Annotated in this window: 9 protein-coding genes; 1 reads left to right on the plus strand and 8 read right to left on the minus strand. The window is 71.8% G+C overall.

Annotated features, from left to right (window positions below; genetic code table 11):
- Window positions 1-106: 106 nt before the first annotated feature.
- From fxsT to CW359_RS47135, 3 genes are all read right to left on the minus strand, one after another.
- On the minus strand, window positions 107-4,066 hold the full coding sequence (gene fxsT, locus CW359_RS20115; protein ID WP_105971370.1) for an FxSxx-COOH system tetratricopeptide repeat protein: 3,960 nt from the start codon (window positions 4,064-4,066) through the stop codon (window positions 107-109).
- A complete protein-coding gene (locus tag CW359_RS20120; RefSeq protein ID WP_232838483.1) occupies window positions 4,063-5,403 on the minus strand; it encodes a TIR-like protein FxsC in 1,341 nt (446 codons plus the stop codon). Before CW359_RS20120 ends, fxsT begins: the two co-directional genes overlap by 4 nt.
- A gap of 201 nt (window positions 5,404-5,604) precedes the next feature.
- A complete protein-coding gene (locus tag CW359_RS47135; RefSeq protein ID WP_269805603.1) occupies window positions 5,605-5,739 on the minus strand; it encodes a hypothetical protein in 135 nt (44 codons plus the stop codon).
- Between the two features lie 43 nt (window positions 5,740-5,782).
- On the opposite strand from CW359_RS47135, the gene CW359_RS20125 reads away from it, so the two are divergent.
- Window positions 5,783-6,700, plus strand: coding sequence for a DUF4231 domain-containing protein (locus tag CW359_RS20125; protein WP_105971372.1), 918 nt, complete (start codon window positions 5,783-5,785; stop codon window positions 6,698-6,700).
- Between the two features lie 115 nt (window positions 6,701-6,815).
- Here CW359_RS20125 and CW359_RS20130 read toward each other — a convergent pair whose 3' ends face one another.
- From CW359_RS20130 to CW359_RS20150, 5 genes are all read right to left on the minus strand, one after another.
- Window positions 6,816-7,337, minus strand: coding sequence for a hypothetical protein (locus tag CW359_RS20130; protein WP_105971566.1), 522 nt, complete (start codon window positions 7,335-7,337; stop codon window positions 6,816-6,818).
- Window positions 7,338-7,438: 101 nt separating this feature from the next.
- Window positions 7,439-8,956 carry a sensor histidine kinase gene (locus CW359_RS20135; RefSeq protein WP_105971373.1) on the minus strand — a complete coding sequence of 506 codons (1,518 nt, stop codon included), beginning with the start codon at window positions 8,954-8,956 and terminating at the stop codon, window positions 7,439-7,441.
- Between the two features lie 24 nt (window positions 8,957-8,980).
- Window positions 8,981-10,018 carry a rod shape-determining protein gene (mreB, locus tag CW359_RS20140; RefSeq protein WP_105971374.1) on the minus strand — a complete coding sequence of 346 codons (1,038 nt, stop codon included), beginning with the start codon at window positions 10,016-10,018 and terminating at the stop codon, window positions 8,981-8,983.
- A gap of 147 nt (window positions 10,019-10,165) precedes the next feature.
- Window positions 10,166-11,755: a carboxyl transferase domain-containing protein gene (locus CW359_RS20145; protein ID WP_232838484.1), complete on the minus strand. Its 1,590-nt coding sequence runs from the start codon at window positions 11,753-11,755 to the stop codon at window positions 10,166-10,168.
- Window positions 11,748-13,253: an acyl-CoA synthetase gene (locus tag CW359_RS20150; RefSeq protein ID WP_105971375.1), complete on the minus strand. Its 1,506-nt coding sequence runs from the start codon at window positions 13,251-13,253 to the stop codon at window positions 11,748-11,750. Before CW359_RS20150 ends, CW359_RS20145 begins: the two co-directional genes overlap by 8 nt.
- Window positions 13,254-13,291: the final 38 nt, after the last annotated feature.

A 13,291-nucleotide genomic window follows, 5' to 3' on the forward strand; every position in this document is an offset into this window, starting at 1 on the left:
CCCGCTGTCGCGCTGGACGCGCTTGTCCTCAGGCGCCGGACGGGCTGGGGGCGGGGGCTGGGGTGAGTGGGTGAAGGGGAGGTCGGTGGGTGGGGAGTGTCGGTTGTCAGATCGTCAGGGGTTCCAGGTCGTGGTAGACGCGTTTTCCTGTTGTTGCCCGGCGGGTGACGTCGTTCTCCTCGCCGAGCAGCCTTGGTAGTTCCTTGAGGGCGCTTTCGCGGATGCGGCGGGCCTCGCTCTCGCGGCCGAGGGCTGTAAGGGTGAGGGCGAAGTTGGCGGCTGCGGCCAGGACCACCGGATGGTGCTGGCCGAGGATGCCGCTCAGGCTGTCCACGGCGTGTCCCTCCAGGATGCGTGCCTCCTCCAACTGGCCCTGGTCCGCGAGGACGTTGGCTTGGTTCATGGCGCAGACGAGGGTGTACGGATGCTGCTCGCCCAGCAGCTCCGCCATGCGCGGGCCCGCTTGGTGGAACGCCTCCTGCGCGAGGGCGATGTCACCGCATCCCCAGTGGTAGATGCCCAGGTTGTTGAGCGCGGCCTGGGTGTACGGGTGGGCCTCGCCCGGCACCCTCCTGTACTCCGCCAGCACCTCCCCGGCGACCCGGCGGGCCTCCTCGCGCTCGTCGGCCGCGAACAGGTCGGCGGCGAGGTTGAGGTCGCAGGCCAGCGAGTCCGGGGTCGGGTCGGGGTACTGGGCGAGGTAGTGGGCGCGGGTCGCCGTGGTGAGTCGGCGGGCGTCCTCGAACCGGCCCGCCCGGCGGAGCGACACGGCCAGCGACTTGGCGCAGCGCAGGGTGCCCGGGAACTCCTTGCCGAGGAGGCGTTTGCACGCGTCGTACGTCCGGGACAACAGGGCGACGGAGTCGGCGTAGCGGCCGACCTCGCGCAGGTCGCGGCCGAGGCGTTCGGCGGAGGCCAGGGTGTAGGGGTGGTCGGGGCCGAGGACTTCCTTGCGGCGGTCCAGGGTGTCCTGGTCCACGGCACGGGCGTCGCTGTAGCGGCCGACCATGCGCAGCGCGAGCGCCAGGTTGTTGGCGGCGCTCAGGGTGCGGCGGTGCGACTCGTGGAAGATCTGGGCGAACCCGTCGTGCGCCTCGCGCGCGAGGTCCACCGCGGACCTGTAGTCACCGAGGGCGGCGAGGTCGCTGGCGAGACTGGAGGTGGTGACGTAGGTGTGCGGATGGGACGTACCGAGGACCTGGCGCTGGCGTTCCAGCGTCCCGGCGTCCATGTCGCGGGCCTCCAGATAGTGTCCCTGCGAGCGCAGGACGCTGGCCAGCTGGCAGCGCAGATAGAGGTACTGGACGTCGTCCTCGCCGAGCGACTCCTTCCAGTGGGCGAGGAGTTCCTCGGCGCGGCGCTGGGCGCCGGGGAAGTCGCCGCGCTTCCAGAGGTAGCGGATCCGGTCGATGAGCAGCCGGCGGGGTGCGGGGTCGACGCAGTCGCGGGCGTCGGAGGGGGCGAGGTGCGGCCAGACGACCGCGAAGCGCGGCCAGTTCTCCGGATCGTCGGTCGGTTCGTCGCCATCCGGGCGGGCTCCGGCCAGCACCGTGTGGACGACGTGCCGGGCCTCCTGCTGCTCCTCCTCCGTCAGCTGGGCGCGGATCACCGCCTGCACCAGCCGGTGCACCTGGATGCTGCCGCTGACCTGGTCGACCTTGGCGAGCGCGAACCGGCCGATCTCCCGGATGACCCGCCCGAGCAGCAGAGTCTCCTGGAGCGAGGCGTCGTACGGCCGCAGGGCGTTGATCATCTCCTTGCCGTAGAGGAGGCGCGAGGAGATCGGCTCGGGGGCGAGAAAGGCGCACAGCTGGAGCAGCCGTACGGACGCGGGGGAGCTTTCCCTGAGCCGGGCGATGGAGACGTTCCAGGCGGCGGCCACCGAGTGCGGGTAGTCGACGGGCTGGTTGAGGGCAAGTACGTCGGTGGTCCGGTCGGCGAGCAGACGCAGGTACTCGTCGACCGGGGTGGCCGTCTCGGCGAGCCAGGCCGCCGTTTGCTCGACCGCGAGGGGCAGGTCGCCCACCGCCTGCGCGACCAGGTCGGCCTCTTCGAAGCTGAGACCCGGGGCCCGCTGGGTGAGGTGCGTGACGCTCTCCTCGCGGAGGAACACCTCTATCGGGATGGATGCCCCCAGCCGCGCCCAGGCCTGGTCGCGGGAGGTGACCAGGACATGCCCGCTGCCCTGTGGGATGTGGCGGGCCAGTGACGCCGGCTCTTCGGCGTTGTCGAACACGAGGAGCCACCGCTTCGTCGGCAGGCCCCGGGCGAGCATCTGTACGGCTTCCTGACCGGCCAGTGTCAGGTCGTCGCCCCCAGGTGCGCCGATGCGGGCGCCGAGTTCGGCGAGGGAGGCGGTCACGTCGTCCTCGTGCTCGGCCGGGACCCACCAGACCAGGTCGTAGTCGGCCATGAACCGGTGCGCGTACTCGACGGCGACCTGGGTCTTGCCGACCCCGCCGAGGCCGAACAGCGCGAGTGGCTGCCGAGCCGTCGCGGCCGTATCGCTGCCGAGCAGGTCGCGGACCTGGTCGAGGACGGTGCTGCGGCCGGTGAACGAGGTGTTGCGCTGGGGCGCGTTCCAGATCGCCGGGGTCGATTCGGGGAAGCGCGGACCGCTGGATCCGGGGTCGGCGGTCTGTCCCGGCAGACCGACGGCGCCGAGCAGTGCGCGGAGACTCGATGCCTCGTCGAGCCGGTGCAGGTCGACCGGGTCGTGGTAGAGGTGGGCGGTGGGCCGCGGCCGGGCCTCGTCGACTCTGAGCGCCACCACCGTGCCGGGCGGGACGGCCACTTCGGTTTCGGTGCCGGTGTCGGTGCCGGAACCGGTCGGGGCGTGCCAGACCGTGTCCGCGTACCGGGATTTCTGGAAGGCGTTCGACAGCAGGACGAGGGTGCGGGTCGAGGTGCCCGGGCGGTCGACGGGGCCAGTCGAGATGTCATGCGGCAGTACATTGCAGCCGGAGCGCTTCAGCACGGCCTCGATCCAGTCCGCCCACATGCGGTTCTCGGCGGCGTACACGACGACGACGTCCAGCGTGGTGGTCGTCGGCCGGCGCCGGGTGAACGCGTCGCGGCAGCGCTGCCGTACCGGTTCGGGGACGCGCGGCAGCGAGGTCACCCTGCCTTCCGAGATCACCGCGGTGAGCCGTTCGAACGCGGACAGCAGCGAGTTGGCGATGCCGCTCTCGTCGCCGACGGTGGCGAGGGTCTCCTCGTAGGCGTAGTAGGGGCGGTAGGGGATCTCGACGTTGCCCCAGTACGCGGTCAGTTCCTCGGGGCTCAGCCGGCTGCCGTCGAGATGCGTCGGCAGCCCGTCGAACCTCAGCCGGGCCAGCGCCCGCCCGGCGTCGGCCTTCTCCTTCTCGCCCTCGTCGATGCGCATCGGTACGGGGAGCACCCGGATCAGGCGCCGACGGTAACCGGCCTGGACGCTGCGGGCCACGGCGGCGGCGCCGTCCATCGACTGGTCGCTGAGGGTGAAGCAGTCCACGAGGACGTCCGGCAGCTGAAGGGTGCAGATGTCGGCGGTGTCGGACAGCCCGGTCCGGCTGTCGATGAGCACGTAGTCGTACGACGCCTTCATGCTGTCGCGCAGCGCGTCCAGGAAGATCCCGCCGCCGAGCCGCTCGTAGAAGTTGTCCCATTCGAACGACGAGACCGTCGCCGTGTACGAGCGGTCCTGACGCCCCGCGGAGAGGAAGTCGAGTGAACCGCCGTCCGCGAACCGAAGGCCCAGCCGCTCCGGAGTGAGCGACACGGCGTGCTGCTCGGCATTCGCGAAGTCCAGGTGCCAGGGGCCCGAGCGCTGTGTTCCGGTGGTCGCGGCCCAGGCGTACTCGCTGATGATGTCGATGACACCGGGAGTCGCGGCCAACGCGTCGGAGTCCAGGAACGGATGGAAGAAGCGGTGCAGCCCGGGCGCCTCCAGGTCCCAGTCGACGGCCAGGACGCGTTTGCCGCCCGCGGCCAGGATCCACGCGGTGTTGGCCAGGGCCATCGTGCGGCCCGTGCCCCCCTTGTACGAGTAGAAGGTGATGATCCGTCCGTCCCGCACGGCCGTCATGCTTCTCCTTCTCCTCCGTTGCCGGGTTCCGCCTCCGGAGCCGGCGGGTGGGTGGGGTCCATCAGCCGGGGCCGGGGCACATACGGGCCGGCGGGCGGGTGGGCCACGGCGTGCTTGAGGTACTGCTGGGTCGTATGCGCCACGACGGTCGGGAGGATGTCGGTGAAGGCCTTGAGGCTCGACACACCGTTGACGGCGATCCGGCAGTCGGTCCGTCTGCCCCGGTCGAGGATCAGCGGCAGCGTGAGTTCCAGCTCGGTGGTCAGCTGCCGGCCCTCCTCGCTGTGGCACTGAAGGTCCGCCCGGTTCCAGGGGATGATCGCGCTGACCCAGGGGCGGGCGCCGAGGTCGAACGCCCGCAGCCGGTACCGGCGTTCCTCATCGGTGAGCGCCCACCGGTCGATGAGCAGGATGCCGGGCCGCCCGGGCGGCGCCTTCTCGATGTCGCCGTCCGCAGGGTTCGTGGCGCTGCCGCCGCCGTGCCTGCCGTGGTCCTCGTCGTCGAAGGAGGAGATCGTGATCCGGTAGTCCAGCGACCGGATCAGCTCCTCGGCGAGGGCGGGCAGCGGCCGGGTGCTCTCGGAGTGGTACGGGTTCCAGTCCTGCGCGTCCTCTCCGTAAGGGCGCTTGTCCCGATGCGCCGGGATGCTGTCCCGGGTCGGCGCCGCCACGGTCAGATGGATACGGCGGGGGCCCTCGCCGCGCGGTTTGAACGCGCTGGGTGTGGACTCGTACGGCCTGGGCCGTACGGCAGGCAGCGGTGAGTCCTCGGCGACCCGCACGATCCGCTGGGCGAGGTCGAGCACGATCTCCTCGTACTCGTCGCGCAGCCGCTTCAGCTTGATCAGCCCGTAGATCCCGTGCGTCGCGTACCGGTCCCCGTAGGCGGCCTGGTCGAAGTGGATGTGCCTTACGGAGTCCGGGAGTTGGCCGTAGTCGACGTGCGTCCACATGGCCGGGACGATGGCGGGCACGTCACCGGCTCCCATGTTCCGGGCGTGCAGGATGCGCTCGTTGAACGCGAACCACTCCCGCCCGCACATCTCGCTCGTGAAGTAGCGCGGCGAGAACAACGGCACGAACACCCGGCAGGCGGCGAGGTTCTCGCTGAGCTTCTCCGGCCAGCCGTCCCCGGAACGCATCTCCCGGTCCATGAACCCCACGGCGCCCGCGGGCAGATCGGTCAGCGCCATGATGTGGTCGCACAGATCCGTGAACAGCATGCGCACCCAGCGGTCGGGATCGCCCCCGCCCGATCCCCAGGCCGGTGTGTGCGCGTAACTCAGGAAGAAATAGGGCCGGTTGTCCGGCCCATGATCCCGTGCGAGTGTGTTCACACGCCCCCCTGCCTGTTGACGAGCCGACCGTGCGTGTCGTTGGTTTCACGTCATTCGACGGCGATATCCGGACGCGACCCGGTATTCCGGGGCCCGCTTCGCGTCGAATTCCCGGAGGGCCTCAGGAAGAGGCCTGTGCAACAGAATTAGCAGTGATCGCAAGCGATGTGCTTTGCCGTGGTTGGGATGGCTGGATTCCGGTCAGAGCGCGGAGACGAGCGGGGCGTGACGCCGCCGCTTCGGTTGGGAGTCGGTGCATTCGAGACGGCTCTGGGTGCTCTTGTGCATAGTGATCTCGTCGCTCCCATTCAGCAGTTCGGCGTGCCAGGTCATCATGGTAGGAGATTCACGCGGAACTTATTGCAAGCTCGGGGGAGCCATGTATACCGGAACTCCAGGACCAAGTGTCACTTTGAGCGACAGTGATCTCCCACCGCTCTTCCGGATAAGTGATCACCGCGCGCTCGCCCGCCAGGGAGAATCGTTTCGCGCGGTGCGCACCCAACTCGTCACCCTGCTGATGGCCACCGGCGCCGCCCAGGTCGCGGAACGCCTCGACAGCCATGTCCCAGCGGTGCTGGCCCTTCTGCTGTACGCCGCCGCGATCGGCGTGGGCCTGCACATCACCCGGCGCCGGGCCCGGGCCCACTGGCGGGCCCACCGGGACGTCGCCGAGCTGCTCAAGTCGCTGGCCTGGCAGTACATGGTGCACGGCGGCCCCTTCCACTCCGGGGTCGCCGATCCCGACGGGCTGTTCGCGGAGCGGCTCGAAGGGCGGCTCGCGGAACTCCGGAAGGTCGGGTGGGTCGACGAATCGCGGCAAGGCAGCCGGGCCCGGGGGATCGCCCAGATCACCCCGGCCATGCGGGCCGTACGCGCCAAGCCGTTCGAGGCGCGACGGGACATCTATCTCCGTGACCGCCTCCTCGAACAGTTCGTCTGGCACTGCAACAAGGCCGCCCTGACCCACCGTTCGTCCGTGCACTGGTCGTACGTCACCGCTGTACTGACCTTCCTCGCCCTGGTGTCCGCCGGTCTGAGGGCCTTCGGGGTGGTCGAGGGCTGGGATCTCACCGGACTGCTCAGTGCCGCCGCGGCGGCGGGCGTGGCGTGGCAGGAGGTGCGCAGGCACCGGCCATTGGCTTACGCGTACGGGCTCATCAAGGACGATCTCGACATGCTGCGCATCACGATGACCAGGACCGTGACGGAGGCGAACTGGGCGCAGGCGGTGGAGGACGCCGAGCGGCTGGTGTCGCCCCAGCACACCGACTGGGTGGTGCGGTTCGGCGGCTGAGGCGGCTGAGGCGGCTGACGCTGCTCAAGGGGCTGAGGTGGCGGTGGCGGCCGGGGGCCGACAGGGCCGGGGGCTTGATGGGTCGAGGGCTTGAGGGGTTGGGCGGGTCGGCGGATCAGGACCGTAGCGTCCCCGGTCGCCACAGCACCGTCACCGGAACCCCCGTGCGCCGCGCGTACGCCACCACGTCCCCGGTGCCGCCGAGGCCCCGCGCAGGCAGTCCGTCCCATACCGCTACCAGCCGGTCGGCGTGGTCGACGATCCAGCGGCCCGCCGCGAAGTAGGCCTCCTCGTGGGTCGCCTCGACGGGCAGATTCACGCGCCTGCGGCAGGAGTTGAGGAGGCGGCGGTACGAGGCGCGGGTGTCGGCGTCGCCGAGGTGGGCCTCGTAGTCCATGCCGGGGATCACTGCCGTGAGCGGGATGCCGCGCTCCAGCGCGATGTCCGCGAACAGCTGGTCGGCGCCGGCCGCGAGGCTGCTCAGCGCCTCCAACTCCTCGTCGCCGGGCAGGAGTCGGCGGATGCCCGTCCGGATGGCGGGCAGGACGGCGGCGGGGATCGAGCGATGTCCCGTCACGCCGATCCGGGTACGGACGCGCGAGGCGGCGCGCGCTCCCGTGCCGGTGCCGGTGTCCATTCCCGTGTCGATGCACGCGCTGATGCGAGTGCCGATGAGCGTGCCGTTACGCGTGTCAGTGTCCGTCACTGGCTGCTCCTCCGCGTCGACGTTCCGTCACATCACCCCAGAGTGCCGTCTTCGAGCGGTGTCTGCCAGGTCGCCGTCGTCCCCGCGTGTTCGCCCGGAGCGTCATCGCCGGTGCCGCCACCGTCGTCGTGGACCGTCAGCCGTACGCCGTCCCGTCCGTCCGGCAGAACCGCCGTCGCGTCGACCGTGATCTCGACGCGGGTGACCCCGGGGCGGCGTACGGCGGAGGCGAGCGCCCGGCGCAGCGCAGTGAGGAGTCGGGCCGCCACCGGAGGCGGGATGCGGTGCTCGACGGGGCCGGTGAAGTGCACGGACGGCCGGCGGCCGAGCACCGCCGCCGCACCGGCCGTCTCCCGAAGTACCCTGCCGCGCAGGCTCGTCGGCGCGTCGGCCGGCGGCTGCTGGAGGGCGAAGATGGTCGTACGGACCTCCTGGACCGTGGCCTGGAGTTCGTCGACCGCCCGCCCGAGGATCTCGCGCACCCGTTCGTCCGACCCGGCCCGGCGCTGGGTGGACTCCAGCATCATGCCGGTGGCGAACAGCCGTTGGACGACGAGATCGTGCAGGTCGCGGGCGATCCGGTCGCGGTCCTCGTACACCGCGAGCCGGGCCTGCCTGCGCCGGGCCTCGGCGAGGACGAGCGCGAGGGCGGCCTGCGAGGCGAACTGTGTCGCCAGCAGCCGTTCCGTGTCGGTGTACGGGCGGTCTCCGCGCCGGCGCGGCAGCGCGAGCGTGCCGATCAGTCGCCCCTCGGCCTGCAACGGCAGCAGCATGCTCGGCCCGAACCGGTGCCGTACCGGGGTCGTCATGCGCGGGTCGGTCGCCGAGTCGTCGACGAACACCGGCTCCCCGCCGAGGAGTTGGACGAGTACCGGGCTCCCGGGCGCGATGGTGGTCCCGACGATGTCACCGTCACCCTCACCGCCACCGGTACGGGGATCGCCGCCGGGGGCGTCGAGCGTGGCGGCGGTCACGATCTCCATGCCGCCCTCGTCCGTCGGCTGCAGGATGACACCGGCGGCGGCGTCGGCGAGGAACCGGGCGCGGTCCGCGACCGTGAGCAGCGCGTCGTCGTCGGCCCCGCCGGTGAGCAGCGCGGTGGTGACTGCGGCGGCGCCCTCGATCCAGCGCTCGCGCTGCCGTGCGGTCTCGTACAGCCGGGCGTTGCCGATCGCGATCCCGGCCTGTGCGGCCAGCACGCTCAGCAACTGCCGGTCGGAGTCGGTGAACTGGCCGCCGTCCCGCTTCTCGGCGAGATACAGCCGCCCGAACTCCCCGCCCGCCACCGGGATCGGCACGTCGAGGACGGCGATGCCCTCCCGCTCCGCGCGCGCCAGATCGGCCTTGCGGATCTCGACGAGTCCGTCGGGCCCGGGGTCGGTCATCCCGAGCCCCGCGTACCGGGCACCGGTCAACTCGGCGGCGCCGTCCACGATGTGCTGGAGCGTGGTGCGCAGTTCGAGATCGGTACCGATGCCGAGCACGGCTTCGAGGCGGGGCGGAAGCGGAGGGGGAGGAGGAGAAGGGGGAGGCGGCGCGTCGCCCGGCATGTGGGTGGAGGTGCGGTGGTCGGCTCAGGTGGCCAGCGGGTCCAGGACCAGCGGCTCGATCTTGCCCTCCAGCATGTACCCGAGGCCCTGCACCGCGCACACGTCCGGCCGTTCGGCGATGTGCACCGGCATGCCCGTGGCCTCGCGGAGCATCTGGTCGAGGCCGGGGAGCAGCGCGCTGCCGCCGACCATCATGATCCCGCGGTCGGCGAGGTCGGCCACCAGGTCGGGCGGGCAGTCCCGCAGCACCTTGCCGATCCCGTCGAGCACGGCGGTCAGCGGCGTCTGGATGGCGTCGCGTACGGCGGCGGTGTCGACCTGGACGGAACGGGCGAGCCCGGTGGCGACATCGCGGCCGTGGATCTCGGTGGACGACGGGCCCTGCGCGGTGAGGCCGTTGCCGGAGAGGGCGAGCTGCAGCGGGCGTACCGACTGGCTCGGCAGCATCAGCTCGTGCTGATGCCGGAGATGCTGCACGATCGCGTGGTCCACGGCCTCGCCGCCGACCGGGATGCGCTCGGCGGTCACGATCGAGCCGAGGGAGAGCACGGCGAGCTGGGTGGCGGCGGCCCCGCACACCATGACCATGGTCGCCTCGGGCTGCTCGACGGGCAGTCCGCAGCCCACGGCGGCGGCGATGAGCGTGTCTACCAGCTCCACGCGCCGGGCGCCGAGTCCGACGAGCGTCTCGATGGCGGCGCGCTGGGCGAGCGGGTCGGCGTCGTGCGGGTAGCAGGCGGCGGCCCGCAGGAAGGGCTTGCGGCGCAGCGTGCGCCGTACCTTGTCGCCGATCAGGTGCCGCAGCATGCGCTGCGCCATCTCGATGTCGACGACCGTTCCGCCGGACACGGGCCGTACGACGCGGATGTAGTGCGGCGTACGTCCCGTCATCTTCTCGGCGAACTCCCCGACCGCGATCAGCGCGCCGGTCTTGGTGTTCACGGCGGCGACGGACGGCTGGTCGACGACCAGCCCCGCCCCCTTGACGTAGACGCGGGTCCGCGCGGCCCCGAGGTCGACGGCGAAATGGCAGCGGCGCATCTGTTCCAGACTGACGGTCATGGCAGATCCTCCCGAGAGCGCAGACCGTACGGGCCCGCCGGTCGGCGGGCCTCCACTGGCATCGTGCGGGGGGTGGGGGAGGGGGCGCCTGTTGTAGGGGGCCGGGTGGGGTGCCGCCGTATGGGTAATTTATCCGTTATGTCGCAATCAGGACCAAGGTCCCGAGCCGCCGGGTCCTGAGTCGTCTATTCCTGTGATGCCGCGTACCACGCCCAGCTCCACCAGGTCCTGCGGCCGGATCCGGAGCTGGTCGGCCGTCGCCTCCACCTCGTCCTCCGGCCGCTTGAGGATGGCCGCCGCCAGTTCCGGGGCGATGACGGAGAAGTAGCTGTCCGGGGTGGCCCAGGTGTTTCCGGGGGCGGCCAGCGCCAGGGCGCCGCCCGAGCCGCCCTCGCCGATCAGGAGGGTGGTCACCGGCGTACGGGCTGCGGCGACCGCGCCGAACAGATCCGCGATGGCGGCGCCCGCGCCCTCGCGCTCGGCGTCCGCGTCGTTGGCGGCGCCCGGGGTGTCGACCAGGGTCAGCACCGGGATGCCGAGCCGGTCCGCGAGCCGGATCAGCCGGGCGGCGGTGCGATAGCCGGCGGGACGGGTGGCGGTGCCGAGCTGGGCGGCGTACGCGACGGTCCGCCCGTCCGCCGCACTCTCGCCGAACCCGCACGCCATCCCGGCGTCGGTCCCGCCGCAGCGGTCGCCGCTGATCGCGACACGGTGGGCGAAGTAGGCGTCCAAGTAGGCGTCGGCGCGGGGGCGTTGGGGGGAGCGGGCACGCTGCACCGCGTCCCAGCCGGTGGTGGGGAGGGGGGTGGTGGCGCCGGGGAGCGCGGGAGGTGGGGCGGCTTCCGCCAACTCCGGGGAGCCGCCTGCGCCCGCTGTGCCCGTCGTACCGGCTGCACTCGCCGTGCCCGTTGTACCGGTTGCACCTGCTGTGCCCGTCGTACCGGCTGCGCCCGCCCTAGCCGTCGAATCGGCTGCACCCGCCGTACTCGCCGTATCGGCTGTGCCCGCCGTCCCGCCTGTTCCACCGCCTGCCGTTGCCGTGCCCGTGCCCGTGCTCAGCAGCCGCAGCCACAGTGCCAGCGTCTCCCTGAGCGCCTCCGGCCGTACGACCGCGTCCGCCGCGCCCGCCGTCACCTGGGCCTCCGCCGTGTACGCCGTCGGGTCCGCGTCCGGTGGTCGGACCCGGGAACCCGCGAAGCCCACCTGGGCGCCGGGGAGTGCGAGCACGATGTCGGCGCCCGCGCCCAGGGTTGCCCAGCCGCCGCCGGTCGTCGGGTCGCGGAGGACCGCGATCTGGGGGAGGCCCGCCTCCCGCGTGAGCACCGACTGCCTTGCCACGCGCTGGAGTTGGGTGAGTGCGAGCATGCCCTCCTGTATCCGGCTGCCGCCTGTCGCGACGAGCGGGACGACGGGGAGGCGGTGGGAGCGGGCGTGTTCGTACGCCGACTCCAGGCGGTCTCCGGTGCGTTCGCCCAGGGAGCCGCCGAGGAAGCCGAACTCGAAGACGATCAGGAGGGCCGGGGTGCCGCCGATGCGCGCGGTGCCGCAGACGACCGACTCCTCCTCGCCGGTGCGGGCGGCGGCGCGGGCGCGGGAGGCGTCGTAACCCTGCCAGGCGAGGGGGCCGTCGGTCTTGGACTCCCGTACCGGGTAGGGGAGTTCGGTGAAGGTCGAGCTGTCGCAGACGAGGTCGACGATCTCGCGGGCGGAACGGCGTCCGGGGGTCTGGTCAGTCACCGGGCAGGGCCCGCTTCATGATCTTCCCCATGTCGTTGCGCGGGAGGGCGTCCAAGTAGCGCACGACCCGTGGGCGTTTGTGCGGGGCGAGCCGACCGGCGACATGGTTCGCCAACTCCTCGGCGTCCGGAGGCAATTGGGGATCGGCGGGCACGATCCAGGCGACGATCCGCTCGCCCAGGTCGGCGTCCGGCTCCCCGGTCACCGCCGCCTCGCGCACCCCCGGGTGCTCAAGCAGCGCGTTCTCGATCTCACCCGCGCCGATCTTGTAACCCCCGCTCTTGATCAGGTCGGTGGCCTTCCGGCCGACGATACGGACGTACCCGTCGGGATCGCGCACCGCCATGTCGCCGGTGCGGAACCAGCCGTCGGCCGTGAAGGCGGCGGCGGTGGCGTCCGGCCGGTTCAGGTACTCGGTGAACAGGTTCGGCCCGCGCACCTGGATCTCGCCCACGGTCTCGCCGTCGTACGCCGTGATGGGCGCCCCGTCCTCCTCGACGAGCCGCACCTCGACGCCCGGCAGCGGTACGCCGACCGTGCCCGCGCGCGGCTCGCCGTCCGCACGGACGCTCGTGTTCATCAGGGTCTCGGTCATGCCGTAGCGCTCCACGACCCGTCGGCCGGTCGCGGCCGTGATCCGCTCGTGGTCGTGGACGGGCAGCGCCGCCGAACCGGAGACGAGGAGGCGGGCCCGGCCGAGTGCCCCGGCGAGGTCCGGGTCGCCGGGGAGGGTCTCCGCGATCCGGTGGTACATCGTCGGTACGCCGAACAGCATGGTCGCCCCGTCGGTCAGCTCCCGGGTCACGCCCTCCGTGCTGAACCGCCCGAGATGCCGCACCGAGCCGCCGCGCCGCAGCGGGCCGAGGATGCCGAGAATCAGCCCGTGCACATGAAAGAGCGGAAGCCCGTGCACCAGCACGTCCTCGGAGGTCCACTGCCAGGCGTCGGCGAGCGCGTCCAGGGTCGTGGCGATGGCCCGGCGCGGGATGACGGCGCCCTTGGGCGGGCCGGTGGTGCCGGAGGTGTAGACGATCAGGGCGGGGGACTCGGGATCGAGATCGGGCTTGGGCTTGGGCTTGGGATCTGGGGCTTCGGCGGGCACGGTCTCCGCCCCGGACGTACCCACCTCCACATCAACGCGCTCCAACGAACCGAAGGCGGACGGGAGTTGCTCACCCGGCCCGGCGAGCACGAGCGCCGGTGAGCTGTCCTTGAGGATGTGCCCCAGCTCGCTCTCGCCCGACTTCGGGTTGAGCGGCACCGCGGGCACCCCGGCCAGCAGTGCGGCGACGACACCCACGGCCGTCTCCAGCGTCGGCGTCGCCCACACCGCGACCCGGCCGGAGCCGCCGCCCACCCCGGAGATCCGCCCGGCGAGGGCTCCGGCGGTGGCGGCCAGCTCGGCGTACGTCAGCGAGCGCTCACCGAAGCGGAGGGCGGGCCGCTCGTCCGGGGTACCGGTCGGGCCGCCGGTCAGGCCGGGAAAGAGGGAGGACACGGCTGTCGTACTCCTTTGGTCGTCGATCGTCACGCCAG

It is taken from the genome of Streptomyces geranii (genome assembly GCF_002954775.1).
In the GTDB taxonomy this organism is placed as follows: domain Bacteria; phylum Actinomycetota; class Actinomycetes; order Streptomycetales; family Streptomycetaceae; genus Streptomyces; species Streptomyces geranii.

What these genes read in the sequence shown, in the direction of transcription:
- CW359_RS20135 (WP_105971373.1), bottom strand. Translation starts at nt 8,956, where the DNA reads ATGCCGGGCGACGCGCCGCCTCCCCCTTCTCCTCCTCCCCCTCCGCTT.
- mreB (WP_105971374.1), bottom strand. Translation starts at nt 10,018, where the DNA reads ATGACCGTCAGTCTGGAACAGATGCGCCGCTGCCATTTCGCCGTCGAC.
- CW359_RS20125 (WP_105971372.1), top strand. Translation starts at nt 5,783, where the DNA reads ATGTATACCGGAACTCCAGGACCAAGTGTCACTTTGAGCGACAGTGAT.
- CW359_RS20130 (WP_105971566.1), bottom strand. Translation starts at nt 7,337, where the DNA reads ATGGACACCGGCACCGGCACGGGAGCGCGCGCCGCCTCGCGCGTCCGT.
- CW359_RS47135 (WP_269805603.1), bottom strand. Translation starts at nt 5,739, where the DNA reads ATGATGACCTGGCACGCCGAACTGCTGAATGGGAGCGACGAGATCACT.
- fxsT (WP_105971370.1), bottom strand. Translation starts at nt 4,066, where the DNA reads ATGACGGCCGTGCGGGACGGACGGATCATCACCTTCTACTCGTACAAG.